This window comes from Rhizobacter fulvus (assembly GCF_964020785.1).
This window is the reverse complement of the sequence record NZ_OZ224516.1, coordinates 445,292-468,909: the sequence shown is the minus strand read 5'-3', so window position 1 is coordinate 468,909 and position 23,618 is coordinate 445,292. Positions and strand designations below refer to the sequence as shown.

General features: G+C 69.8%; 23 protein-coding genes. 9 read left to right on the top strand and 14 right to left on the bottom strand.

Features of this window, described 5'->3' with window-relative positions; genetic code table 11:
* Positions 1-74: 74 nt before the first annotated feature.
* Positions 75-1,817, top strand: coding sequence for an IlvD/Edd family dehydratase (locus tag ACWH49_RS02250; RefSeq protein ID WP_448169966.1), 1,743 nt, complete (start codon positions 75-77; stop codon positions 1,815-1,817).
* Between the two features lie 3 nt (positions 1,818-1,820).
* On the opposite strand, the gene ACWH49_RS02245 is transcribed toward ACWH49_RS02250, so the two are convergent.
* From ACWH49_RS02245 to ACWH49_RS02235, 3 genes are read right to left on the bottom strand one after another with little or no spacing between them, the layout of a single operon-like run.
* A complete protein-coding gene (locus ACWH49_RS02245; protein ID WP_448169965.1) occupies positions 1,821-2,453 on the bottom strand; it encodes a LysE family translocator in 633 nt (210 codons plus the stop codon).
* Positions 2,450-3,085 carry a LysE family translocator gene (locus ACWH49_RS02240; RefSeq protein ID WP_448169964.1) on the bottom strand — a complete coding sequence of 212 codons (636 nt, stop codon included), beginning with the start codon at positions 3,083-3,085 and terminating at the stop codon, positions 2,450-2,452. Before ACWH49_RS02240 ends, ACWH49_RS02245 begins: the two co-directional genes overlap by 4 nt.
* Before the next feature lie 39 nt (positions 3,086-3,124).
* Entirely contained in the window at positions 3,125-3,640 is a 516-nt protein-coding gene (locus tag ACWH49_RS02235) for a DUF1697 domain-containing protein (protein WP_448169963.1), read from the bottom strand.
* A gap of 73 nt (positions 3,641-3,713) precedes the next feature.
* Here ACWH49_RS02235 and ACWH49_RS02230 point away from each other — a divergent pair, with 73 nt between their 5' ends.
* The 5 genes from ACWH49_RS02230 (at position 3,714) to ACWH49_RS02210 (ending at position 10,051) form a co-directional block, all read left to right on the top strand.
* On the top strand, positions 3,714-6,953 hold the full coding sequence (locus ACWH49_RS02230; RefSeq protein ID WP_448169962.1) for an error-prone DNA polymerase: 3,240 nt from the start codon (positions 3,714-3,716) through the stop codon (positions 6,951-6,953).
* A gap of 99 nt (positions 6,954-7,052) precedes the next feature.
* The gene (yaaA, locus tag ACWH49_RS02225; RefSeq protein ID WP_448169961.1) at positions 7,053-7,835 is read left to right on the top strand and encodes a peroxide stress protein YaaA; all 783 of its coding nucleotides are present in this window, start codon (positions 7,053-7,055) and stop codon (positions 7,833-7,835) included.
* Positions 7,836-7,863: 28 nt separating this feature from the next.
* Positions 7,864-8,718 (top strand): 2OG-Fe(II) oxygenase, encoded by an 855-nt coding sequence (locus ACWH49_RS02220; protein WP_448169960.1) that lies wholly within the window; start codon positions 7,864-7,866, stop codon positions 8,716-8,718.
* Positions 8,715-9,761: a CaiB/BaiF CoA transferase family protein gene (locus ACWH49_RS02215; RefSeq protein ID WP_448169959.1), complete on the top strand. Its 1,047-nt coding sequence runs from the start codon at positions 8,715-8,717 to the stop codon at positions 9,759-9,761. The genes ACWH49_RS02220 and ACWH49_RS02215 overlap by 4 nt, the downstream gene beginning before the upstream one ends.
* 80 nt (positions 9,762-9,841) lie before the next feature.
* On the top strand, positions 9,842-10,051 hold the full coding sequence (locus tag ACWH49_RS02210; RefSeq protein ID WP_056464310.1) for a hypothetical protein: 210 nt from the start codon (positions 9,842-9,844) through the stop codon (positions 10,049-10,051).
* A gap of 75 nt (positions 10,052-10,126) precedes the next feature.
* On the opposite strand, the gene ACWH49_RS02205 is transcribed toward ACWH49_RS02210, so the two are convergent.
* The 6 genes from ACWH49_RS02205 to ACWH49_RS02180 form a co-directional block, all read right to left on the bottom strand.
* On the bottom strand, positions 10,127-10,615 hold the full coding sequence (locus tag ACWH49_RS02205) for a hypothetical protein (protein ID WP_056464308.1): 489 nt from the start codon (positions 10,613-10,615) through the stop codon (positions 10,127-10,129).
* Between the two features lie 91 nt (positions 10,616-10,706).
* Entirely contained in the window at positions 10,707-12,650 is a 1,944-nt protein-coding gene (locus ACWH49_RS02200) for a S9 family peptidase (protein WP_448169958.1), read from the bottom strand.
* Positions 12,647-12,925, bottom strand: a complete 279-nt coding sequence (locus ACWH49_RS02195) for a VF530 family protein (RefSeq protein ID WP_448169957.1) — start codon at positions 12,923-12,925, stop codon at positions 12,647-12,649. The genes ACWH49_RS02200 and ACWH49_RS02195 overlap by 4 nt, the downstream gene beginning before the upstream one ends.
* The gene (gene fghA / locus ACWH49_RS02190; RefSeq protein ID WP_448169956.1) at positions 12,925-13,782 is read right to left on the bottom strand and encodes an S-formylglutathione hydrolase; all 858 of its coding nucleotides are present in this window, start codon (positions 13,780-13,782) and stop codon (positions 12,925-12,927) included. Before fghA ends, ACWH49_RS02195 begins: the two co-directional genes overlap by 1 nt.
* 1 nt (position 13,783) lies before the next feature.
* A complete protein-coding gene (locus tag ACWH49_RS02185; protein WP_448169955.1) occupies positions 13,784-14,890 on the bottom strand; it encodes an S-(hydroxymethyl)glutathione dehydrogenase/class III alcohol dehydrogenase in 1,107 nt (368 codons plus the stop codon).
* A 77-nt stretch (positions 14,891-14,967) separates the two neighbouring features.
* Entirely contained in the window at positions 14,968-16,557 is a 1,590-nt protein-coding gene (locus tag ACWH49_RS02180) for a GMC family oxidoreductase (RefSeq protein WP_448169954.1), read from the bottom strand.
* 219 nt (positions 16,558-16,776) lie between these two features.
* Between ACWH49_RS02180 and ACWH49_RS02175 the strand changes: the two genes are divergently transcribed.
* Positions 16,777-17,328 (top strand): peroxiredoxin, encoded by a 552-nt coding sequence (locus tag ACWH49_RS02175; protein ID WP_448169953.1) that lies wholly within the window; start codon positions 16,777-16,779, stop codon positions 17,326-17,328.
* Positions 17,329-17,346: 18 nt separating this feature from the next.
* Here ACWH49_RS02175 and ACWH49_RS02170 read toward each other — a convergent pair whose 3' ends face one another.
* Genes ACWH49_RS02170 through ACWH49_RS02160 form a run of 3 tightly spaced genes read right to left on the bottom strand, consistent with a single transcriptional unit; the run spans position 17,347 to position 19,831 of the window.
* Positions 17,347-18,660, bottom strand: a complete 1,314-nt coding sequence (locus ACWH49_RS02170; protein WP_448169952.1) for an ATP-binding protein — start codon at positions 18,658-18,660, stop codon at positions 17,347-17,349.
* A complete protein-coding gene (locus ACWH49_RS02165; protein WP_448169951.1) occupies positions 18,657-19,334 on the bottom strand; it encodes a response regulator transcription factor in 678 nt (225 codons plus the stop codon). Before ACWH49_RS02165 ends, ACWH49_RS02170 begins: the two co-directional genes overlap by 4 nt.
* Positions 19,335-19,363: 29 nt before the next feature.
* Positions 19,364-19,831, bottom strand: a complete 468-nt coding sequence (locus ACWH49_RS02160) for a Spy/CpxP family protein refolding chaperone (RefSeq protein WP_448169950.1) — start codon at positions 19,829-19,831, stop codon at positions 19,364-19,366.
* A gap of 142 nt (positions 19,832-19,973) precedes the next feature.
* Here ACWH49_RS02160 and ACWH49_RS02155 point away from each other — a divergent pair, with 142 nt between their 5' ends.
* Entirely contained in the window at positions 19,974-20,774 is an 801-nt protein-coding gene (locus tag ACWH49_RS02155; protein WP_448169949.1) for an SDR family NAD(P)-dependent oxidoreductase, read from the top strand.
* A gap of 3 nt (positions 20,775-20,777) precedes the next feature.
* On the opposite strand, the gene ACWH49_RS02150 is transcribed toward ACWH49_RS02155, so the two are convergent.
* A complete protein-coding gene (locus ACWH49_RS02150) occupies positions 20,778-20,963 on the bottom strand; it encodes a DUF3563 family protein (protein WP_056464287.1) in 186 nt (61 codons plus the stop codon).
* A 203-nt stretch (positions 20,964-21,166) separates the two neighbouring features.
* Here ACWH49_RS02150 and ACWH49_RS02145 point away from each other — a divergent pair, with 203 nt between their 5' ends.
* The gene (locus ACWH49_RS02145; protein WP_448169948.1) at positions 21,167-23,026 is read left to right on the top strand and encodes an ABC transporter ATP-binding protein; all 1,860 of its coding nucleotides are present in this window, start codon (positions 21,167-21,169) and stop codon (positions 23,024-23,026) included.
* Here ACWH49_RS02145 and ACWH49_RS02140 read toward each other — a convergent pair.
* Positions 23,023-23,550, bottom strand: a complete 528-nt coding sequence (locus tag ACWH49_RS02140) for a DUF2127 domain-containing protein (RefSeq protein WP_448169947.1) — start codon at positions 23,548-23,550, stop codon at positions 23,023-23,025. The two genes, ACWH49_RS02145 and ACWH49_RS02140, sit on opposite strands and share 4 nt — an antisense overlap.
* Positions 23,551-23,618: the final 68 nt, after the last annotated feature.

Here is a 23,618-nt window from a genome sequence, read left to right as displayed (position 1 = left end):
GACGAGGCAAGGGGCAATCGTCCTACCATATTATGTCGATCGACACGACCAGCCCATCGGGAAACCGAGCACTCATGAGCAACGATTCCAAGCCCCGGAAAAAGCCCGAAGAACTCCGCAGCCAGCAATGGTTCGGCCGCCAGGACCGCGACGGCTTCGCCTACCGCAGCTGGGTCAAGGGCAAGGGCGTGCCGCACGACCAGTTCGACGGCCGGCCGGTGATCGGCATCTGCAACACCTTCAGCGAACTCACGCCGTGCAACTCGCACTTCAGAACCTTGGCAGAGCAAGTGAAGATCGGCGTGTACGAGGCCGGCGGCTTCCCGCTCGAGTTTCCGGTGATGAGCCTCGGCGAGACGCTGCTGCGTCCGACCGCGATGCTGTACCGCAACCTCGCGTCGATGGACGTGGAGGAGAGCATCCGCGGCAACCCGATCGACGGCGTCGTGCTGCTGATGGGCTGCGACAAGACCACGCCGTCGCTGGTGATGGGCGCGGCCAGCGTCGACCTGCCGACGATCGGCGTCAGCGGCGGCCCGATGCTCAACGGCAAGTGGCGCGGCCAGGAACTGGGCTCGGGCACCGGCGTGTGGAGCATGAGCGAGCAGGTGCGCGCCGGCACGCTGAAGCTCGCCGACTTCTTCGACGCCGAGAGCTGCATGCACCGCAGCCACGGCCACTGCATGACGATGGGCACCGCCTCGACGATGGCCAGCATGGTCGAGGCGCTGGGCATCGGGCTGCCGGGCAACGCGGCGTATCCGGCGGTCGACGGCCGGCGCAACGTGCTGGCGCGCAATGCGGGCCGGCGCATCGTCGAGATGGTGCATGAAGACCTGAAGCTGTCGCAGGTCATCACCCGCGAGGCGTTCGAGAACGCGATCAAGACGCTGGCCGCGATCGGCGGCTCGACCAACGCGGTGATCCACCTGGTCGCGATGGCGCGGCGCATCGGCGTCGAGCTGACGATCGACGATTTCGACAAGCTCGCGAGCGAGCTGCCTTGCCTGGTCAACCTGCAACCGTCAGGCAAGTATCTGATGGAAGACTTCTGCTACGCCGGCGGCCTGCCGGTCGTGATGAAGGAGATCGCGCAGCACCTGCACCTCGGGCAGATCACGAGCAGCGGCAGGACCGTCGGCGAGAACATCGAGAGCGCGCAGAACTACAACACCGAGGTCATCAAGACGCTGGCCGCGCCGTTCAAGGAGAAGGCCGGCATCGCGATCCTGCGCGGCAACCTCGCGCCGCGGGGCGCGGTCATCAAGCCGAGCGCGGCGACGCCGGAGCTGATGGTGCACAAGGGCAGGGCGGTGGTGTTCGAGGACATCGAAGATTTTCACAAGCGCATCGACGACGAAGACCTCGACATCGACGAGACCTGCGTGATGGTGCTGAAGAACTGCGGCCCGAAGGGCTACCCCGGCATGGCCGAGGTCGGCAACATGCCGCTGCCGCCGAAGGTGCTGCGCAAGGGCATCACCGACATGGTCCGCATCAGCGACGGCCGCATGAGTGGCACCGCCTACGGCACCGTGGTGCTGCACACCGCCCCCGAGGCGGCGGCCGGCGGCCCGCTGGCGGTGGTCCAGAACGGCGACATCGTCGAACTCAACGTGCCGCAGCGCAAGCTGCACCTGCACATCAGCGACGAGGAACTCGCGCGCCGCCTGGCGGCCTGGGTCAAGCCCGCGCCGCCGCTGGCGAGCGGCTACTGGAAGCTGTACGTGGACACGGTGCTGCAGGCCGACCAGGGCGTGGACCTGGAGTTCCTGGTGGGCCGTCGCGGCGCGTTCGTGCCGCGCGACAACCATTGAAATTCAGCGAGAGCTTCGAGCGCCTGATGCGGCGGTGAACGCGGCGAGGCCGAAGTAGACAGCAGCGCTCAGGTAGCGCCCGACCGTGCTCGCACGCTGCGACTGCCTCAGCGCCGGCGCGGCCAGGCCGGCAGCGAGCACGTAGGCCGTGTCGGTGCACGCCGCGATCGCCACGAACGCGACGCCGAACAGCGCGCTCTGTGCGATCGCCGAGCCGGCCGGGTCGATGAACTGCGGCAGGAACGCGGCGAAGAACAGCGCGGTCTTCGGGTTCAGCAGCGAGACGAGGAAACCTTCGCGCAGGATCCGCGCCGGCGATGCCGTCGGCGCAGCCCGCGCCGTGCCGCCCGATGCCGATGATTGCAGCGCCTTGATGCCGAGCCAGCAGAGGTACGCCGCGCCGGCGTAGCGGATCACCTCGAACGCGAGCGTCGACACGGCCAGCAGCGCCGCCAGCCCGAGCGACGCCGCGAGCGCATTGCCCAGGTTGCCGAGTGCGACGCCCGCGACCGACGCCAGCCCGGCCCGCCGCCCCTGCGAGAGCGTCCGGGTGACGATGTAGAGCACGCCCGGCCCCGGCGTGGCCGCCAGCACCAGGCTGGCGAGCGCGAAGGTCGCGAGCAGCGGTGCGTTCAATCGCGGCCTCCGAGCGCCAGCCGCGCGCCGAACGCGACGAACACCGTGCCGACTGCGCGGTTCAACCACCGCGCCGTGCGCGGCCCGAGCCGCGTGCGCTGCCCGACCGCCGCCGAGAAGAATGCCAACCCGTGCGACCAGATCATGCTGTTGACGTTGAACACGCAACCCAGCGCGATGAACGCCAGCGCCTTGGTCTGGGAGGCAGGGTCGATGAACTGCGGCACGAACGCGAGGAAGAACAGCGCGACCTTCGGGTTCAGCACGTTGGTGAGGAAGCCCTGCGCGAAGATCTTCCGGTAGGGCAGCGGCGCGGCCTGGCATTCGGCCGTGGTCTGACGCGCGCTGTGGGTCCACCACATCCTCACGCCCACGTAGACGAGGTAGGCGGCGCCGACCCACTTGACGACCGTGAACGCATGCGCCGAGGTCGCGAGCAGCGCCGACATCCCGAGCGCCGCCGCCAGCACGTGCACGAAGGTGCCGCTGCCGATGCCGAGCGCGGCCGCCGAGCCGGCGCGCCATCCCTGCGTCGCGCTGCGCGTGACGACCAGCATCGTGTCCGGCCCCGGCACGATGTTGAGCAGCAGGCCGGAGACGATGAACAGCGTGAGATCGTGGATGCCGAACATGGGGGCAGGGTCGTGAAGTGAGTGAGGCGTGTCGTCAGGTCAGGCCTGCGCGCACTTCCTGACAGTGTCGAACGTGCGTGTCGTGATCGCGTTGCCGAAGCTGCGTTCGAGCAGGCTCATGAACACCGGCCCCTTGTCGTTGGGCAGGTAGGCCGAGAAGACCTCGCCGCCACAGACCTTCAGGATGCGCGCGCCGTCGCGCTCCGGCGGCAGCGCAAATGGGGCGTCCACGGGTTGCCGCAGGAACGTGACGATCCGCTTGTGCGAAGGCCCGAGGTCGAACGCCGCGAACGGATCGGACGCGATCAACTGCTGCAGCGCCAGCACCGGCCGCACGATCGTGTCGAAGCTGCGACCGAGGCCCGCGCGCATCGCCGCCTCGGCCCGCCGCTGCAATTGATCGATGGCCGCGGCGCGCGCGTCGAACACGACATTGCCGCTCGACAGCAGCGTCCGCACGTTCGCGAACCCGCCGGTCTCGAACGCCTGCTTCAACTCCGGCATGCGGGCGTTCGTCGGGCTCACGCCGCGGAGGAAGGCGACATAACGGGGCATGGCGGTAAGGATATCGCGCGCTAAAGATGGACGATGGCCTGAGATCTATACTGTACAAACATACAGTTATCTCATGTCCGACCTGCCCGCCTACGCGGAGCTCCACTGCCGCAGCAACTTCAGCTTCCTGACCGGGGCATCGCACCCGGCCGAACTGGTGGAGCGCGCCCACGCGCTGGGCTATGCGGCGCTGGCGATCACCGACGAGTGCTCGCTGTCGGGCGTGGTGCGGGCGCATGTCGCGGCGCGCGAGACCGGCCTGCCGCTGATCATCGGTGCCGAGATGCGGCTCACGCTGCCGCCGCCGGCCGGTGCGCCGCGCCACGCCGCGCCGGTGCCGCATGCGCGGCTGGTGGTGCTGGCGCAGACGCGGCGCGGCTACGGCAACCTCTCGCACTGGATCACCGTGGCGCGGCGGCGCGCGCCCAAGGGCGAGTACCAGGCGCACCCCGGTGACCTCGAAGGGCTGGTGCCCAACGCGGCCACGCTCGCCGGCCTGCCCGATTGCCTGGTGCTGCTGGTGCCCGACGCCGACCAGCCGCACGACGAGGTGCTCGCGCACGCGGTCTGGCTCGAGCAGTGGTTCCAGGACCGCGCCGCGATCGCGCTCGAACTGCTGCGCCGTCCCGGCGACGCCGCGCTGCGCGCCGTGGTGCGGCGCGTCGCCACCTTCACCGGGTTGCCGATCGTCGCGGCCGGCGACGTGCTGATGCACCTGCGCTCGCGCAAGCCGCTGCAGGACGCGCTGACCGCCACGCGCCTGGGCGCGCCGATCGCCGCGTGCGGGCTGCGGCTGCAGCCGAACGCCGAGCAGCACCTGCGTTCGCGCGGCCGGCTGGCGGCCCTGTACGAGCCGGCGTGGTTGCAGAACAGCGTCGCGTGGGCGGCGCGCTGCCGTTTCTCGCTCGACGAGCTGAGCTACGAGTACCCGCAGGAGATCGTGCCGCCCGGCGCCACGCCGAGCAGCCACCTGCGCGCGCTCACCTACGCCGGTGCGCCCAAGCGCTTCCCGGGCGGGCTGCCCGAGCACTACCGGCTGCAGATCGAGGAAGAACTGGCGCTCATCAAGCAGTGCGACTTCGAACGCTTCTTCCTCACCGTGGCCGACATCGTCCATTGGGCGCGCGGCGAAAAGATCCTGTGCCAGGGCCGCGGCAGCGCCGCGAATTCGCTGGTCTGCTACTGCCTCGGCATCACCGAGGTCGATCCGCGCCGCGCCAGCATGCTGTTCGGCCGCTTCATCAGCATCGAGCGCAACGAGCCGCCGGACATCGACGTCGACTTCGAGCACGAGCGCCGCGAGGAGGTGATCCAGTACATCTACGGCAAGTACGGCCGCCACCGCGCCGCGCTAACCGCGGTCGTGATCCGCTATCGCCCGCGCTCGGCACTGCGCGACATGGGCCGTGCGCTCGGCATCGACCTGCAGCGCATCGAGGCGGTCGCCAAGGGCCACAAGTGGTTCGACGGTCGCTCCATCGCGACCGACCGGCTGCGCGAGAACGGCTTCGATCCCGAGTCGCCGATCGTGCAGCGCTGGATGGAACTGACCGCGCAGGTGATCGAGTTCCCGCGCCACCTGAGCCAGCACCCGGGCGGCTTCGTGATCTCGAAAGGGCTGCTGTCGCAGCTGGTGCCGGTCGAGCAGGCCGCGATGCCCGACCGCAGCGTGATCCAGTGGGAGAAGGACGATCTCGAGGAGCTGCGCCTGCTCAAGGTCGACATCCTCGCGCTGGGCATGCTCACCGCGCTGCGGCGCACGCTCGGCTTCCTCAGCGAGAAGGCTGGCCGCCCGCTGGAAGTGCAGGACATTGCCGACGACGACCGCGAGACTTACGAGATGATCTGCCGCGCCGACACGGTCGGCGTGTTCCAGATCGAGAGCCGGGCGCAGATGAGCATGCTGCCGCGGCTGCGGCCGAGTTGCTACTACGACCTGGTCGTCGAGGTCGCGATCGTGCGGCCCGGGCCGATCCAGGGCGGCATGGTGCATCCGTACCTGAAGAACCGGGCGTTGAAGGACGAGGAGATCGAGTACCCGCGTGCGCTCGAGCCCGCGCTGAAGCGCACGAAAGGCGTGCCGATCTTCCAGGAGCAGGTGATGCAGATCGCGATGATCGCCGCCGACTTCACGCCCGGCGAGGCCGATGCGCTGCGCCGTTCGATGGCGGCCTGGAAGCGTCGCGGCGGCCTTGGCCACTACCACCAGCAACTCGTCGGCCGCATGGTCGACAAGGGCTACGACGCCGACTTCGCCGAGCGCATCTTCAAGCAGATCGAGGGCTTCGGCGAGTACGGCTTCCCCGAGAGCCACGCCGCCGGCTTCGCGCTGCTGGCCTACGTCAGCAGCTGGCTCAAGTGCCACCACCCCGACGCCTTCCTCGCCGCGCTGCTCAACAGCCAGCCGATGGGCTTCTACGCGCCGGCGCAGCTGGTGCGCGATGCGCGCTCGCACGGCGTCGAGGTGCGACCGGTCGACGTGACGATCAGCGGCTGCGAGAGCAGCCTCGAGGCCGCGCCCGGCACGGTGGCGACGGTGACCAGTGAGGCGGGCCCGCTGCCGCTGCAGCGCCTGCCGCGCCACCCGGTGCGGCTCGGCCTCGACCGCATCGCCGGGTTGGCCGCGGAGGCCGCCGAGCGCATCGTCGCGGCGCGTGCGCAGGCGCCGTTCCTCGACGCCGAAGACCTGGCCCGCCGCGCATCGCTGAACGCCCACGACCTGCAATGCCTGGCGCAGGCCGATGCGCTGCGCACGCTCAGCGGCCACCGCCACGAGGCCGCCTGGTCGGTCGCCGGCATCGACACCCGGCCGACCGCACTGCTGCGCGACAGCCGCCTCCAGGAGGCGGCGCTGCGGCTGCCGGCACCGGCCGAATCCGAGGAGACGCTGGCCGACTACCGCGCCCTCGGCCTGACGCTGAACCGCCACCCGGTTGCGCTGCTGCGCGAGACGCTGGCGCGCTTCCGCGTGCAGCCGGCCGTCGTGCTGCGCGAGTACCCGAACGGCCGGCTGGCGCGCGCCAGCGGGCTGGTCACGCACCGTCAGCGGCCCGAGACCGCGAAGGGCACGATGTTCGTGACGATCGAGGACGACACCGGCACCGTCAATGCGATCGTCTGGCCGTCGGTGGTCGAGTCGCAGCGCCAGCCGCTGCTCGCCGCGCGGCTGCTGACGCTGTACGGCCGCTGGCAGCGCCAGGAAGGGCCGGAGGGCGACCGCGACGGCGCGGTGATGCACCTGGTCGTGATGAAGGCCATCGACCACTCCGAGTTGCTGCAAGGCCTGGCGACGCGCAGCCGCGACTTCCATTGAGGATGGAACCCCCCGGCTGCGGGTACGCAGCCACCCCCGCGGGGATCCGCCCCTGGCTTGGGGCGGGGCGCCCGCGGCGGCCTCGCGATAATCGTCGCCATGCTGTTCCTGCTCTCCCCCGCCAAGTCGCTCGACTACGACACGCCGACGCCCAAGGCCGTCGCGAAGCTCGCCACCGAGCCAATGTTCATCGACCGCTCGGCCGAACTCATCGCGCTGATGCGACAACGCGATGCGGTCGACGTCGCCGAGCTGATGGACCTGTCCGACGCGCTCGCCGAGCTGAACGTCGCCCGCTACGCCGCGTGGTCGCCGCGCTTCACCGCGTCCAACAGCAAACCCGCCGTGCTCGCCTTCGACGGCGATGTGTACGGTGGCCTGCAGGCCAAGGACATGACGCTCGCCGACCTGCGCTGGGCGCAGAAGCATGTCGCGATCCTCAGCGGGCTGCACGGCCTGCTGCGCCCGCTCGACCGGCTGCAGCCCTACCGCCTCGAGATGGGCACGCGGCTGCCGAACCGCCACGGCGCCGACCTCTACGCATACTGGGGCGACACGATCGCCGAGCAGCTGAACGAGCGCCTGGCGGACGCGAAGGCGCCGGTCGTCGTCAACCTCGCCTCGCACGAATACTTCCATGCCGTGCGCACGAAGGTGCTGGCGGCGCGCGTCGTCGAGTGCGTGTTCGAGGACTGGAAGAACGGCGAGTACAAGATCATCAGCTTCTTCGCCAAGCGGGCCCGCGGGTTGATGGCCCGGCATGCGATCCAGCACCGGATCGGCAGCGTCGCCGGGTTGAAGACCTTCGACGCCGACGGTTACCGCTTCGCCGCCGGTGCGTCGGAGCGCGACCGCCTGGTGTTCCGCCGCCGGGTCGACTGAGCCGCGCGGCTGCTGCAGAATCATCGGCATGAGCGAACAGCAGCCCATGACGCCCGAGCTGAGGGCCTGGATCATCGAGCAGGCAACCGCCGGACACAAGCCGGAGGTGGTGCTCGAATCGATGCTGGCCAGCGGCTGGAACGAGGACTCCGCGATCGCGGCCCTCGAGCAGGTGCTGACCGGCTACCTCGACGACCGCGTCAAGCAGACGGTCCTGCCGCCCGCGGTGCCGGTGCCCGAACCGTTGCCGAACGGCCCGCGCACGACACTCCGCGCCCATGACCGCGACGTGCAGGTGCTGATGACGATGCACACGCCGCGCGTGATCGTCTTCGGTGGCCTGCTGTCGGACGACGAGTGCGACCAGATGATCGCGCTGGCGCGGACCCGGCTCGCGCGCTCCGAGACCGTGCAGACCGAGACCGGTGCCAGCGAGGTCAATGACGCGCGCACCAGCCAGGGCATGTTCTTCGAGCGTGGCGAGCACCCGGTCGTCGCCCGGATCGAGGCGCGGATGGCTGCGCTGATGGGCTGGCCGCTCGAGAACGGCGAGGGGCTGCAGGTGCTGCGTTACGGGCCTGGCGCCGAGTACAAGCCGCACTACGACTACTTCGACCCGGCGCATTCCGGCACGCCGAGCATCCTGAAGCGCGGCGGGCAGCGGGTCGCGTCGCTGGTCTGCTACCTGAACACGCCGACGCAGGGCGGCGCCACCACCTTTCCCGACGTGCAGCTCGACGTGTCGCCCGTACGCGGCAACGCGGTCTTCTTCAGCTACGACCGCGCGCACCCGGCGACCCGCTCGCTGCACGGCGGCGCGCCGGTCATCGAGGGCGAGAAGTGGGTCGCGACCAAGTGGGTGCGCGAGGGACGATTCGTTTGAACGCCGGTGCGCCGGCCGAGGCCGATCTGCCGCTGGCCGGCATCCGCGTCATCGACCTGACCCGGCTGCTGCCCGGCCCGCTCGCCACCCGCCACCTCGCCGAGATGGGCGCGCAGGTGTTGAAGATCGAGGGACCGGCCGGGCAGGGCCAGGACGACGGCACCCGCACGATGAGCCAGACGCCGGCCGAGCGCGCCGCCGGCGAGCCGGCGCTGAGCTTCCGCGAGTTGAACCGCGGCAAGGAACTGTCCCGGCTCGACCTGCGAGCGCCCGGGGGTGCGGCCGCGCTGATCGACCTCGTCCGCAGCGCCGACGTGCTGGTCGAGGGCTTTCGCCCCGGCGTGATGGACAAGCTCGGCCTGGGCTGGGCCGTGCTGCGCGCCGCCAACCCGAGGCTGGTGATGTGCGCGATCAGCGGCTACGGCCAGCGCAGCGCCTGGGCGCATCGCGCCGGGCACGACATCAACTACATCGCGATGGCCGGCGTGCTCGGCCAGATCGCCACGACCGAAGGCGGCGAGCTGGCGGTGCCGAACTTCCAGATCGGGGACCTGATGGGCGGCACGCAGGCCGCGGTCACCGGCATCCTGGCCGGGCTGCTCGGGGCGCAACGCAGCGGGCGCGGGCGCTTCGTCGACGTGTCGATGGCGCACGAGGTGCTGCGCCACCACGTGCTGGCCACGTTCACGCTGCAATCCACCGGCCGTGAGCCGGCGCCGGGGCGCGATCTGCTGTCGGGCGGTGCGCCGTGCTACGGCGTCTACCGCACCGCCGACGGGCGGCATCTGGCGGTGGGCGCGCTGGAGCCCAAGTTCTGGCAGGCGCTGTGCGAGGCGGTCGGCCGGCCGGAATGGGCCGCGCAGCACTGGTCGCGCGGGCTCGCGGTCGGCTCATCGGCGTCGATGGCACTGCGGGCCGAGCTCGCGGCGCTGTTCGCCACGCAAGCGCTGGCGCACTGGGTTGCCGTGTTCGAGACGGCGGACGCCTGCGTGACGCCGGTGCTGACCGTCGCCGAATCGCTTGCGCACCCGATATTTCGTTGACGGCGGTGTCAACCGGCCCGCGGCAGGCCACGTTGTGACTCCCGAGCACTTGCGCTCTCATTCCTGCCAGGAACCACATCATGAAGAAACTCGCCGCTGTTCTGATCGCCTCCGCCTTCTCGATGGGCGCTTTCGCCCAAGCCGCCGCTCCGGCCACGCCGGCTGCTCCGGCCGCCGCTGCCACCCCGGCCGCGCCCGCCGCCAAGGACGTCAAGAAGGACGCTCCGGTCAAGAAGGCCCACGCCAAGAAGCACGCCAAGAAGAAGGCTGCTGCCAAGCCGGCCGCCTGAGCGACCTCGCGCCATGAACAAACCCCGCTCCGGCGGGGTTCTTTTCATTTTGGCGCCGTGACGTTCGCTCCCTGATCAGGCCCGCAGGCGGGTGTCCGCGTGCTCCGAGCCGAACGGCCGGCTCAGTTCGATCCGGCGCCACTTGCGCTGTTCCCAGGTCTGCGGGCCCTGCACCGGCCAGCGCTCGATGAGGGCGGCCAGGTCGGCGCGAGGCACCCGCATGAAGACCGGGTGCGTCAGGCCGAGGAACCAGCGCCCGCGGCGCAGTCGCAGCGGCAGCGGCGCGCGCGATTCATTGATCCAGTAGACGCAGCCCTTGTCGGCCCAGAACGCCTGACGCTCGAAGTTGACGCGGCCCGCAAAGCCGGTGTCGGCCGGGAAGATCAGGCAGGCGTCGCCGATCTCGACGACCGCCTGCACCAGGTCGCCGGGAGAATCGCCCGAGGCGCGATGCACGAGCAGCACCCGGTCGATGTCCGGCGCATGCAGGCGATCGACCTCGGTGTCGTTGCGGTAGACGACGATGTCCTGGCCCTGCCAGGCGGTTCGCCATGATGACTTCATGTGTCACTTTCCTCCTCGCTCGACCCTAACGCGCGCGCGCACGCCTGCCTGTCAGCAGACGATTCAAGGTGCAAGTGGACGTGAAAAAAAGTCAGCCGGGCAGATTGCGGATTTCGATCGGCTCGATCGCATCGGCCGGCGTGAAGCCGAACACCCTGCCATAGAAATACAGCTCGGCTTCCAGCACTCGCCGGATCGTCGAAGCGCGGCGGAAACCGTGCTGTTCGCCCTCGAACAGCAGGTAGGCGACCGGCAGGCCCTTGGCCGCGACCGCGTCGTACATCGCCTGGGCCTGCGATGGCGGCACCGCCTTGTCCTCCGCCCCCTGGAACAGGATCATCGGGCTCGAAAGCTGGGCGGTGTGGTGCACCGGCGAGCGCGCGCGGTACAGCGCGCGCTGGGCCGGGTAGGGGCCGATCAGGCGATCGAGGTAACGGGATTCGAACTTGTGCGTGTCGGTGGCGAGCATCTCGAGATCGCCGATCCCGTAGTGGCTTGCGCCGGCCTTGAAAAAATGGCGGAAGGTCAGTGCGCTCAGCGTCGTGTAGCCGCCGGCGCTGCCGCCGCGGATCGCGATGCGGTCGGCGTCCACGTCGCCGCGGGCGATCAGGAAGCGCGCCGCATGGATGGCGTCGTCGACATCGACGACGCCCCATTGCCCGTCGAGCCGCGCGCGGTAGGCACGGCCGTAGCCGCTGCTGCCGCCGTAGTTCACGTCGACCACCGCGAAGCCGCGGCTGGTCCAGAACTGGATCGACCATTTGAAGCCGGCGTCGGTCGTGCCGGTCGGGCCGCCATGCGTGATCACGATCAGCGGCGGGCGCTCACCGTCGGGGCCGCGGGCGTCGCGGTTCGTCGGTGCGTAGAAGAAGGCGTGAGCGTCGAGCCCGCCCTCGGTCGGGAAGGTGATCGGCTCGGCCAGCGACAGGAAGTCCCCCTGCGCGTCTGCCGCGCTGGAACTGCGCAGCACCTCGTGAGCGCCGCTTCGCAGGTCCAGGCGCACCACCGCGCTCGCCTGCGTCGGCGTGGCGCCGACGAAGGCCGCGAAGTCCGCGCCGACGCGCAGCGACTCGATCGTGCAGAACGGCGTCGCGAGCCACTCGAACGCGCCGGTCTCCGGATCGAGCGTCGCGAGCCGCGTCACGCCTTGTTGGCTGACCGCGCAGACGATGCGCCCCGCCGCGTCGAAGCCGTAGCGGCTCATGCCGAACGCCCACTGCGGCTCGCCGAACTCGGCGGCCATCGGATGCAGCGGCTGCGTTGCACCGTCGCGCAGTCGGTACAGGTTCCACCAGCCGCTGCGGTCGCTGACGAAATGCAGTTCGCCGCGCGGCGACCATTGCGGCTGGAAGATCGACTCCTGCGCACCGCCGGCGATGCGACGCGGCGTACCGAGCGAGCCGTCCGCCGCCACGTCGGCGAGCCAGAGTTCGCAGCCGTCCCAGGGCATGTTCGGGTGGTCCCAGGCGAGCCACGCCAGCTGGCGCTCGTCGGGGCTGAGGGCGGGGCTGGCGAGGAAGTCGTGGCCTTGCACAAGGACGCGGGCCGCGCCGGTGTCGAGGGAGATCGACACGATCGTCGCGACGGCGTCTGTCGATCCGCCCCGGTGGTCTTCGCGAACCGCAAGAAGCCGGTTGCGGGCGGCATCGAAAATCAAGTCGGCGTAGCGTCGATCCGCATCGTGCGTCAACTGGCGCACAGCGCCGGTGCTTTCAATGTGGTAGAGCTGCTGATCGTCGTAGTGCGCAAACACCGCGTCGCCGTTCGGCATGAGCGCGAATCCGCCGCCACCGTATTCGTGCGCTCGGGAGCGCACGTTGAAGGGCGGTGGGTTCAAGTCGACCATCGAGCCGTCCGCCGTGCGGCTCACTCGCACGATGCGTCCCTGTTCCTGCGGCCGACCCTCGCCCCAAACGATCTCGTCACCCCGCAAAGAGATCTGGCCGAGCCGCAGCGTCGCCCCCGCGATCAGCTCGGCGGTGACAGGGGAGGGCCAGCTGCCGAACGGCACGGGCGTCTTGGGAGGGTGGGTCATGGTGTTGGCTTTGCACGCGCCTGCTCGCGCCGCATGAATAGGTACAGGCTCTCGACCTTCTCGCGCGCCCACGGCGTCTTGCGCAGGAACTTCAGGCTCGACTTGATGCTCGGGTCGGTGTTGAAGCTGTTGATATGGATCCGCGCGCCGAGCTCGTCCCAGCCGAAGTGGGCGACGAGCTCGGTCAACATGGTTTCGAGCGTGATCCCATGCAGCGGGTTGCGCGCTTGCTTGACGGCGGGTGTCGCCGCGGGCGCGTCGTCAGCGCTGTCCATCAGTCCGCCAGCAAGTGGCGCGCGTGGTGCGCCAGGTGGTCGGCCATGAACGTGGCAATGAAGTAGTAGCCGTGGTCATAGCCCTCGTGGCGGCGCAGCGTGAGCGGCTGACCGGCCGCGGCGCACGCGGCTTCGAACAGGTGCGGGTGCAGTTGCTCGGCGAGGAACTTGTCCGCCAGCCCCTGGTCGATCAGCAGCGGCGGGACGCGGGCCCTCGCCTTCACAAGTTCGGTCGCATCGTGGCGCGCCCAGGCCGCCCGGTCGTCGCCAAGGTAGCCGGTGAAGGCCTTCACGCCCCACGGGCACTGCATCGGCGCGGCGATCGGGGCGAACGCCGAGACGCTCTGGTACAGGCCCGGGTTGTTCATTGCCAGCGTCAGTGCGCCGTGTCCGCCCATCGAGTGGCCGAACAGGCCGACGCGGTCCTCGCGCGCCGGGAAGTGCGCGAGCACCAGGCGCCGCAGCTCGCGCGTCACGTAGCTGCCCATGCGCCAGTTCGTGCGCCAGGGCGCCTCGGTCGCGTCGAGGTAGAACCCGGCGGCAGTGCCGAAGTCCCACGCCGCGTCGGCGCCGTCGACGCCGGTGTCGCGCGGGCTGGTGTCGGGCGTGACCAGCATCAGCCCGTGTTCGGCCGCATGGCGCTGCGCGCCCGCCTTGATCGCGAAGGTCTCTTCGGAACAGGTCAAGCCGGCCAGGTAGAACAGCACCGGCACCGGCCCGGTCCGGGCCTGCGGCGGCACGAACACGCCGAACTTCATCGGCGTGCCGGTCTCTTCCGACTGGTGCCGGTAGAAGCCCTGCACGCCGCCGAAGCAGGCGTGCTCGCTGAGCGTGACGATCGTGCGTTCGCCCTGCATGTCAGTACAGCACCACCGAGCGGATCGACTCGCCGCTCTTCATCAGGTCGAAGCCCTGGTTGATGTCCTCGAGCTTGAGTCGGTGCGTGATCAGGTCGTCGATGTTGATCTTGCCGTCCATGTACCAGTCGACGATCTTCGGCACGTCGGTGCGACCGCGCGCGCCGCCGAAGGCCGAGCCTTCCCACTTGCGGCCGGTGACGAGCTGGAACGGCCGCGTGCTGATCTCGGCGCCGGCCTCGGCCACGCCGATGATGATCGAGCGGCCCCAGCCCTTGTGCGTGCATTCCAGCGCCTGGCGCATCAGCTTGGTGTTGCCGACGCACTCGAAGCTGTAGTCGGCGCCGCCGTCGGTCAGCTGCACGATCGCATCGACGACGTTCTCGGTCGTCTTGGGGTTGATGAAGTGCGTCATGCCGAACTGCCGCGCCATCGCCTCGCGCTCGGGGTTGAGGTCGACGCCGATGATCTTGTCGGCGCCGACCATCTTGGCGCCCTGGATCACGTTCAACCCGATGCCGCCCAGGCCGAACACGACCACGTTCGCACCCGCCTCGACCTTCGCGGTGAACAGCACCGCGCCGACGCCGGTCGTGACGCCGCAGCCGATGTAGCAGATCGTGTCGAACGGCGCGTCGCTGCGCACCTTCGCGACCGCGATCTCGGGCACGACGATGTAGTTGCTGAACGTGCTCGTGCCCATGTAGTGCAGGATGGGCTTGCCGTCGAGGCTGAAGCGCGAGGTCGCATCCGGCATCAGCCCCTTGCCCTGCGTGCCGCGGATCAGCTGGCACAGGTTGGTCTTGCGCGAGAGGCAGAACTTGCACTGCCGGCATTCGGGGGTGTAGAGCGGGATGACGTGGTCGTCCTTGCGCAGACTCGTGACGCCCGGGCCCACGTCGACCACGATGCCCGCACCCTCGTGCCCGAGGATCGCCGGGAACAGGCCCTCGGGGTCGGCGCCGGACAGCGTGTAGTAATCGGTGTGGCAGATGCCGGTCGCCTTGACCTCGATCAGCACCTCGCCGGCGCGCGGGCCTTCGAGGTCGACGGTCTCGATCGTGAGCGGGGCGCCGGCCTTCCAGGCGACTGCGGCTTTGGTCTTCATGCGGGTGGTTCCTGACGGCTTGAGTTGCCGCCATTCTCACCCGAAGCGGCGGATCGAGCCCCGCGCCGCTCGGCCCGTCAGCCGCTTGCCTTGATCAGGTCCGCGGCCTTCTCGGCGATCGCGATCACCGGCGCGTTCGTGTTGCCGCCGACGATGCTCGGCATGATCGACGCGTCGACCACGCGCAGGCCCTGCACGCCGCGCACGCGCAGCTGCGCGTCGACCACGTCGCGCTCGCCGGCGCCCATGCGGCAGGTGCCGACCGGATGGTAGATCGTGTCGGCATGGCCGCGGATGAACTCCTCGATCTGCGCGTCGGTCTGCGCCACCGCGGAAGCCGGCAATTCGCGGCCGCGGTAGCCCGCCAGGGCCGGCTGGCCGAGGATGGCGCGCATCAGCCTGAACCCGCGCACCATCTTCACCAGGTCGTCGCGCTCGCCGAGGAAGTTCGGGTCGATCAGCGGGGCGGCGAACGGGTCGCTGCTGGCGAGCGTCAGCGCGCCGCGGCTCTTCGGCCGCAGCAGGCACACGTGGCAGGAGTAGCCGTGGCCGAAGCTCGGCTTGCGGCCGTGGTCGATCAGCTTGCCGATCACGAAGTGCAGCTGCAGGTCGGGCAACGGCTCGTCGGGGTGGCTCTTGATGAAGCCGCCGGCCTCGGCGAAGTTGGTCGTCAGCATGCCGGTGCGCGCGCGTCGCCACTCGAAGATGCCGCGCAGCGCGTTGACGGCCCCCGGCAGCGACAGGCCGAACAGCTCGGACAGGCCCGGCGTGTCGACCACCTGGACCACGTCGACGTGGTCGTGCAGGTTCGCGCCGACACCGGGCGCGTCGTGCACGACGGCGATGCCGTGCTTCTGCAATTGCGCGCCCGGGCCGATGCCCGACAGCATCAGCAGCTGCGGCGATTGGAGCGCGCCGGCGCTGAGCAGCACCTCGCGTCTGGCCTTCAGCTGCTGCAACGCGCCGTCGACGCGGACCTCCACGCCCACCGCGCGCTCGCCTTCCATCAGCACGCGCGTGGTGTGCGCGCCCGTCATCACCGTCAGGTTCCTGCGGCCGAGGTTCGGCGTCAGGTACGACTTGGCGACGCTGCCGCGCTCGCCGTTCTGCTGCGTGACCTGGTACAGGCCGACGCCTTCCGGGGTCGGGCCGTTGAAGTCGGTGTTGCGCGGGTAACCGGCTTGCGCCGCCGCGTCGACGAAGACCGGGCCGAAGCGGTTCGGGCTGCGCAGGTCCATCACGTTCAGCGGGCCGCCGGTGCCGTGCCACGCGTCGGCGCCGCGCTCGTTGTGCTCGGACTTCTTGAAATAAGGCAGCAGGTCGTCGAAGCCCCAGCCGGCGTTGCCGTCGGCGGCCCAGCGATCGTAGTCCTCGCGCGGGCCGCGCACGTAGCACATCGCGTTGATCGAGCTCGATCCGCCCAGCACCTTGCCGCGCGGCTGATAGCCGCGACGGCCGTTCAGGCCGGGTTGCGGCACGGTCTGGAAGGCCCAGTTCGCCTGGGTCGTCTGCGCCAGCACGGCCAGGCCGGCAGGGCAGTGGATCAGCACGCTCTTGTCCGCCGGGCCCGCCTCGACGAGGCAGACGCTGACAGCCGGGTCCTCGGTCAGGCGCGCCGCCAGGACGCAGCCGGCCGAGCCGCCGCCGATCACGATGTAGTCGAACATGCAGTCTCCGAATAGGGGTGCCCGGGGTGCGCGCGGCGGGCGTGCGTCGGTGCGGGCGGATCATATCGGCGCATCGACGCGCGACTTAGGGCCCGCTGCCTAGGTTGTCGGCACCGGGTGCCCTGCATCCGGCAGGGGCGATACGACGTAAGGTCCGTGGCGCGCCGGCTTCTGGCAACATCGCGCGATTCGCGTGGCAGCACGCCAAAGGGGATGTGGATGAACAAGTTCATGTGGGCCGCCGCAGCGCTGGCCACCGGCCTGGCGATGACGCCCGTGGCGCAGGCCGCGCTCGACATCGGCGAGAAGGCACCCGACTTCACCGCGCCGGCTGCGCTCGCCGGCCAGAAGTACGACTTCTCGCTGAGCCAGTCGCTCGCCAAGGGCCCGGTGGTGCTGTACTTCTTCCCGGCGGCATTCACCGCCGGCTGCTCGGCCGAGGCGCACGAATTCGCCGAGGCGACCGACAAGTTCGCGGCCCTCGGCGCCACGGTGATCGGCGTGTCGACCGACGACATCGAGACCCAGGTGAAGTTCTCGACGCAGGCCTGCCAGGGCAAGTTCGCGGTCGCTTCGGATGCGAACAAGACCGTGATCAAGTCGTACGACGCCGCGATGATGATCATGCCGGACTACGCGAACCGTGTGTCCTATGTCATCACGCCGGACCGCTCGATCATCTACAGCTACCAGAGCCTGAACCCGGCCAAGCACGTGACCAACACGCTGGCCGCGCTGCGCGACTGGGAGAAGAAGACGCAGAAGAAGTAGCGCGTCGGTCGACGTGCGTCAGCTGCCGCGCCGCGGCAGCGTCACGTCGATCTGCAGCCCGGGATGGGCGTTGCGCAGCGACATCGAACCGCCATGGGCCTGCGCGACCAGGCGGCACAGGTACAGCCCCAGCCCGACGCCGCCGGTCGCGCGGCGCCGGGCACTGTCGGGCCGGTAGAAGGCCTGCGCGAGCAGCGGCAGCTGCGCCTCGTCGACGCCGGGGCCGTGGTCACGCACCTGCAGCGTGACCGAGTCCGAATCGAACGCGGTCGTCACGACGGGCGGCAGCGCGTCGCCGGCGCTGTGGCGCAGTGCGTTGTCGAGCAGGTTGCGCAGCAGCAGGCGGATGCGCGTGGCGTCGACGGCCAGCGCCGGCAAGTCGGCGGCCAAGGCGAGCCTCGGCGCACGATCGGCGAAGGACTGCGCCACCACCTCGCGCACCAGCGCGTTCAGGTCGGCCGGTTCGGTGCGCAGCGCGGCATGGCCGGCGGTCAGGCGTTCGCTCTCGAGCAGGTCGGTGATCAGGTCGCGCATCTCGCCCAGGTCGCGCAGCAGCGCATCGCGAGCGGCGCCCTCGTCGACCAGCTCGGCGTTCAGGCGGGCGCGGGTCAGCGGCGAGCGCAGTTCGTGGCTGATCGCGAGCAGCAGCTCGCGCTTCGCATCGAGCAGGCCGTGCAGGCCGTCGGCCATGCCGTTGACCTGCCGGGCGAGCTCGCCGAGTTCGTCCGGCGTACGCGCCGGGATCGGCTGCGAGAAGTCGCCGGCGCCGTAGCGGATCGCGCCGGCGCGGATGTCGGCCAGTGGTCGCAGCAACGTCCGCACCCAGAGGTAGGCCACGGCCACCAGCACCAGCATCGCGAGCAGCGTGGCCCAGCCGATCAGGCGCGCGCGGTCCTCCGGCGCATCGTCGCGCGGCAGGCTGGCCAGACCGAAGAGGATGCGGTGGCCGTCGGCCAACTCGCGCACCGGGCGCCAGGGGCTCGGCGGATGGTCGGCGTCGTGGCGGTGGCGGTCGCGGCGGGCGTCGTCGATCTCCCCAGGCCGTGAAGTCCAGTTCACGACCGGCCCTTCGATGCGAATGCGTAGCGGCAGCCGGCGCGCGATCGCTTCCGCCTTCGCGACATCCGGCGGCGTGCCGATCTCGGCGGCGAGCCGGTCGACGTAGTCGGCGATCAGCGGCCGCGCCAGCTCCTGCCAGCCCGAGCGCATCACTGCCTGCATGCCGCCCATGAAGATCAGCGTCATCGCCAGCGCGAGCAGCAGGAACAGCAGCGTCAGCCGCGCGCGCAGCGAGTGGCGCAGGCGCCGCCAGGCGCGGGCCGCGCCGTTCACGCGCGCGCCCCGGCGAACGTGTAGCCGGCGTTGCGCAGCGTCTTGATCGGGTCCAGAGGCTCGAGCTTGCGACGCAGCCGGCTGATCAGGATGTCGACCGCACGGGTGTGCAGGTCGGCGTCGGTGCCGCGCAGCCGGTTCAGGATCTCGTCTCGGTTGAACACCTTGTTCGGCTCGCTCGCGAGCAGCACCAGCAGGTCGAACTCGGTGCCGGTCAGCTCGACCGGCCGACCACCGCACTCGACCTGGCGCCGCTCGAGGTCGATCTGCAGGCCGTCGAACGCGAGGCGCTTCAGGTTCGCCCCGACCGGCGCGCGGGCGCGGCGCAGCACGGTCTGCAGGCGTGCCAGCAATTCGCGCGGTTCGAACGGCTTCGGCAGATAGTCGTCGGCGCCGATCTCCAGGCCGACGACCCGGTCCATCACGTCGCCGCGGGCGGTGAGCATGATGATCGGGATGTCGCTGTCCCGGCGGATCGTGCGGCACAGTTCGAAGCCGTCCATCTCGGGCAGCATCACGTCGAGGATCGCCGCGTCGTAGGCCGTGGCGCGCAGCATCGCGAGGCCGGCGCTCGGCCGGACGGCCGCGTCGAGCATGAACTCGAAGCGGCCGAAGAAGGCGGCGAGCGGCGCGGCGAGCAACTCGTCGTCGTCGATCAGCAGGATGCGGCGCATCGGGCGATTCTCCCTTGCGCCGCATCGGCTCAGGACTTGCGGCCGTGGCCGCCGCGGCGCTTGTTCATGAACTCGCGCACCTGTTGCTGTTGCTCGGGCTTCAGGCTGTCGAAGAAGTCGGCCGCGGCGGTGATGACCTCGGGGCTCTTCGCGCGCACCGCGGCCGTCTTGGCCTCGACCATCGCCTGGGCGCTGTTGCGGTCGAACTTCGGGCCGGCGACCAGCGCCATCATGTCGGCGCGTGGGTCGGTGCCGCCCATCACGGCGGTGCGCGACTCCCGCAGCTTGTCGGCCAGCACGCCCAGGCGCTGCTTCTGCGCGTCGTCGAGCTTCAACTCCTTGCCGGCGCGCTCGATCATGCGTTCGCGCATCTGCGTCGAATCGCCGTCGCTCATGCGGCTCCAGCCGCCATGGTGGCCGCCGCAGGCGGTCAGGCCGCCGACCAGGAGGGCGGTGCCGAAGACGGCGGCGAGGATGCGTTTGATGGATCGTTTCATGGGGATGACCTCGGGGATGGTTGGGAGAGCTCATCGTGCCGGGCCGGGCCCGCGGCGTCCTTTCACCGGGGTATCGGCGTGTTTCGTTTCATGTCATCGGCGTGGCACCATGTGAAGCACACGAACGAGAGGGAGACACGCGATGGCCACGACGACTGCCCACACCGCCTTGATCACCGGGGCGTCGTCCGGCATCGGCGAGGCGCTGGCGCGTTGCTTCGCGGCCGACGGGCACGCACTGGTGCTGGTGGCGCGCAGTGCCGGCAAGCTGAAGGCACTGGCCGCGGAACTGGAGGCCGCGCATGGCGTGAAGGTGATCGTGCAGCCGGCCGATCTGTCGGAGCCGGACGCGCCCCGGCTGCTGGCCGCGGCGTTGAAGCGCAAGCGCATCGCGGTCGACATGCTGGTGAACAACGCCGGCGTGCTGGAACAGGGCGCGTTCGCCGACATGCGCCCGCAGCGGCACCAGGAGCTGATCGCGTTGAACGTGGCAGGGCTGACCGGGATGCTGGCGCACTTCCTGCCGCCGATGCAGCAGCGCGGTTTCGGGCGCGTGCTCAACGTCGCGTCGATCGCGGCATTTCAGCCGGTGCCCACCCTCGCGACTTATGCCGCCACGAAGGCCTACGTGCTCTCGCTGACCGAGTCGCTCGCGGAGGAACTGAAGGGAACGGGCGTGACGATCACCGCCCTGTGTCCCGGCATCACCGCGACGGGCATGCTCGAGACGGCTGCAGCAGCCAACGACCAGCTGGGCAGGCTGCCGGGCTTCCTGGTCGGCGACGTGGACGAGGTTGCCATGGCGGGCTACAAGGCCCTGCTGCGGGGCGAGGTGATCCGCGTCCCCGGCGTCGCCAACCTCGCGGCGACGCTGGCGGCGCGCGCCACTCCGAAGTGGCTGCTGCGGCGCGTCGCCGGGACGGTCACGCGCAAGACGCTCTAGGCATCAGCGCATGAAGATGCCGTAGGAGCCGATGGCGTACAGGTTGTGGCGGCCGGAGTCGACCTGGCGCATGCGACGCTCGAGGTCGTAGATGTCGGCGGCGTCGGCCAGGTACTGGTCGTCGCGATCCTGGGCCGGATTCGCCGACACGTTGAACAGGTTCTTGATCGACTGGAGGACGGAAAACATGATGGTCTTCAGAGTTGCTAGGGTTTGTATTGTGAGGGAAAACCCTATGCCATGCACGAACCAAGGGCAAGCGGTTGAAGGGCGGCACCTCTAACGTGCGATATGCCCGTGAATGAACCAAGTTGGTGCGCAATCACCGCCGACACGCCGCAGGCCGGCTTCGGCTAACCTCTCGCGCCCAGACGACCCGCCGGAGATCCCGCGTGTTCCAGTTCTTCGAGAAGCTCGTGCAGCCCTATCCGGACGCCGAGCCTTCGCCCCCGCCCAAGCGCTTCTTCCCGTTCCTGTGGGCCTGCACGCGCGGGCTGCGCCCGTACCTGATCGCGATGACGCTGTGCACCGCGGTCATCGGCGCCTTCGAGGCGCTGCTGTTCGCGTTCCTCGGCCGCGTGGTCGATTGGCTCGGCGCCACCACGCCGGCGCGGCTGTGGGCCGATCAGGGACACAACCTGATCCTGCTGGCCTGCGTGCTGATCGCCAGCATCGGGCTGGTGGCGGTGCAGTCGCTGCTGAAGCAGCAGGCGCTGGCGGGCAACTTCCCGATGCTGCTGCGCTGGAATTTCCACCGCCTGATGCTCGCGCAGAGCATGCACTTCTACCAGGACGAGTTCGCCGGCCGCATCTCGACCAAGGTGATGCAGACCGCGCTGGCGGTGCGCGACGCGTGGATGATCCTGGCCGAGCTGATGGTGTTCGTGGTGATCTACTTCGTCACGATCATGGCGATGCTCGGCAGCTTCGACCGCTGGTTGCTGGCACCGTTCACCGGCTGGCTGGTCTGCTACGGCGGGGCGCTCTGGTACTTCGTGCCGCGCCTCGGCCGGGTCGCCAAGGCACAGGCCGATGCGCGCTCGCTGATGACCGGCCGCATCACCGACGCCTACACCAACATCGCGACCGTCAAGCTGTTCTCGCATTCGCACCGCGAGGCAGGCTATGCGCGCTCGGCGATGCAGGAGTTCCTCGGCACGGTGCACTCGCAGATGCGGCTCGTGACGGCGTTCGAGATCGTCAACCACGCGCTGAGCATGGCGCTGATCGCGAGCACGACCGGGTCCGCACTGTGGCTGTGGACGCAGGGCCAGGTCGGCGTGGGCGCGCTCGCGGCCGCGACCGCGATGGCGCTGCGCCTGAACGGCATCTCGCACTGGGTGATGTGGGAGATGGCGTCGCTGTTCGAGCACATCGGCACCGTGCAGGACGGCATCAACACGCTGAGCCGCCCGCACGCGGTGGTCGACCGGCCCGACGCCAAGCCCCTGCAGGTGAGCCTGGGCGACGTGCGCTTCGAGCACGTGAGCTTCGGCTATGGCGGCAGCAAGCGCGTGATCGACGACCTGTCGCTGCACATCCGCCCGGGCGAGAAGGTCGGCCTTGTGGGGCGCTCCGGCGCGGGCAAGAGCACGATCGTCAACCTGCTGCTGCGGCTGTACGACGTGGAAGGCGGCCGGGTGCTGATCGACGGCCAGGACATCGCCCACGGCACCCAGGATTCGCTGCGCGCGCAGGTCGGCATGGTCACGCAGGACACCTCGCTGCTGCACCGCTCGGTGCGCGACAACATCCTCTACGGCCGGCCTGATGCCGGCGACGCGCAGATGATCGTCGCCGCCAGGCGCGCCGAGGCGCACGAGTTCATCCTCGGCCTGGCCGACCCGAAGGGACGCACCGGCTACGACGCCCACGTCGGCGAGCGCGGCGTCAAGCTCAGCGGCGGCCAGCGCCAGCGCATCGCGATCGCACGCGTGATGCTGAAGGACGCCCCGATCCTGCTGCTGGACGAAGCCACCAGCGCGCTCGACTCGGAAGTCGAGGCCGCGATCCAGGCCAGCCTGTACCGGCTGATGGAGGGCAAGACGGTGGTCGCGATCGCGCACCGGCTGTCGACGATCGCCGCGATGGACCGGCTGATCGTGCTCGACCAGGGCCGGATCGTCGAACAGGGCGACCACCGCAGCCTGCTCGCGCAGGGCGGCTTGTACGCGCGGCTGTGGGCGCACCAGAGCGGCGGCTTCCTCGGCGAGGAGGACGACGAGCCGGCGCCCGAACTGGCGGCGAGCTAGCGGACCGCGGCGCGGCTCTGACGCAGCGTCCACCCGAGGTAGGCGACGACCGCGAGGTTGAGCGTCAGCGTCGCCAGCTTGATCGGGCTCGGCTGGTGCCACAGCTCATAGAGCTCGACCGGCAGGTAGATCGCGCCGCCGACCGCGCCCAGCCATTCGGCCCAGCGGCGGTGGAACCAGAGGCCCCACGCCTCCGTCCAGCGCAGCGCCGAGTACGCCAGCGCGAGGGCGGCGAAGCCCCACAACCGCGCATCGGTCAGGCGCGCGGCGGCATGCAGGAAGATGCCGGCGAAGTGGTTCTCGGGGTCGATGTGCAGCCGCGTGACCAGGGACTCGGCGATGTGTCGAACGTCGCGATGCAGCAGCGCCAAGAGCCCGAAGCCGGCACCGAAGACGATCAAGCCCTTGACGGCTTCCATCAGCGCGACGAGGCGCAGCGCACGTTGGGACGAGGTGTTCTTCCGTGATGGCAATGGCATGCTGGCGAGGTGGCGTCCGACCGCGGCGCGCGGTGCCTCGATCATTCCATAGCACCCCGGAAATCCGGGCCGAAGCGCCACGCGCCGCGATGTGGTGTGATCGGGCAACCTGC

Bases quoted from the DNA above. Each gene is read 5' to 3' on its own strand.
- ACWH49_RS02175 (WP_448169953.1), top strand. From the start codon at position 16,777: ATGAACAAGTTCATGTGGGCCGCCGCAGCGCTGGCCACCGGCCTGGCG.
- ACWH49_RS02205 (WP_056464308.1), bottom strand. From the start codon at position 10,615: ATGAAGTCATCATGGCGAACCGCCTGGCAGGGCCAGGACATCGTCGTC.
- ACWH49_RS02240 (WP_448169964.1), bottom strand. From the start codon at position 3,085: ATGTTCGGCATCCACGATCTCACGCTGTTCATCGTCTCCGGCCTGCTG.
- ACWH49_RS02195 (WP_448169957.1), bottom strand. From the start codon at position 12,925: ATGGACAGCGCTGACGACGCGCCCGCGGCGACACCCGCCGTCAAGCAA.
- ACWH49_RS02160 (WP_448169950.1), bottom strand. From the start codon at position 19,831: ATGAAACGATCCATCAAACGCATCCTCGCCGCCGTCTTCGGCACCGCC.
- ACWH49_RS02200 (WP_448169958.1), bottom strand. From the start codon at position 12,650: ATGACCCACCCTCCCAAGACGCCCGTGCCGTTCGGCAGCTGGCCCTCC.
- ACWH49_RS02235 (WP_448169963.1), bottom strand. From the start codon at position 3,640: ATGCCCCGTTATGTCGCCTTCCTCCGCGGCGTGAGCCCGACGAACGCC.
- ACWH49_RS02230 (WP_448169962.1), top strand. From the start codon at position 3,714: ATGTCCGACCTGCCCGCCTACGCGGAGCTCCACTGCCGCAGCAACTTC.
- fghA (WP_448169956.1), bottom strand. From the start codon at position 13,782: ATGCAGGGCGAACGCACGATCGTCACGCTCAGCGAGCACGCCTGCTTC.
- ACWH49_RS02165 (WP_448169951.1), bottom strand. From the start codon at position 19,334: ATGCGCCGCATCCTGCTGATCGACGACGACGAGTTGCTCGCCGCGCCG.
- ACWH49_RS02185 (WP_448169955.1), bottom strand. From the start codon at position 14,890: ATGAAGACCAAAGCCGCAGTCGCCTGGAAGGCCGGCGCCCCGCTCACG.
- ACWH49_RS02150 (WP_056464287.1), bottom strand. From the start codon at position 20,963: ATGTTTTCCGTCCTCCAGTCGATCAAGAACCTGTTCAACGTGTCGGCG.
- ACWH49_RS02180 (WP_448169954.1), bottom strand. From the start codon at position 16,557: ATGTTCGACTACATCGTGATCGGCGGCGGCTCGGCCGGCTGCGTCCTG.
- ACWH49_RS02140 (WP_448169947.1), bottom strand. From the start codon at position 23,550: ATGATCGAGGCACCGCGCGCCGCGGTCGGACGCCACCTCGCCAGCATG.
- ACWH49_RS02210 (WP_056464310.1), top strand. From the start codon at position 9,842: ATGAAGAAACTCGCCGCTGTTCTGATCGCCTCCGCCTTCTCGATGGGC.
- ACWH49_RS02220 (WP_448169960.1), top strand. From the start codon at position 7,864: ATGAGCGAACAGCAGCCCATGACGCCCGAGCTGAGGGCCTGGATCATC.
- ACWH49_RS02250 (WP_448169966.1), top strand. From the start codon at position 75: ATGAGCAACGATTCCAAGCCCCGGAAAAAGCCCGAAGAACTCCGCAGC.
- yaaA (WP_448169961.1), top strand. From the start codon at position 7,053: ATGCTGTTCCTGCTCTCCCCCGCCAAGTCGCTCGACTACGACACGCCG.
- ACWH49_RS02155 (WP_448169949.1), top strand. From the start codon at position 19,974: ATGGCCACGACGACTGCCCACACCGCCTTGATCACCGGGGCGTCGTCC.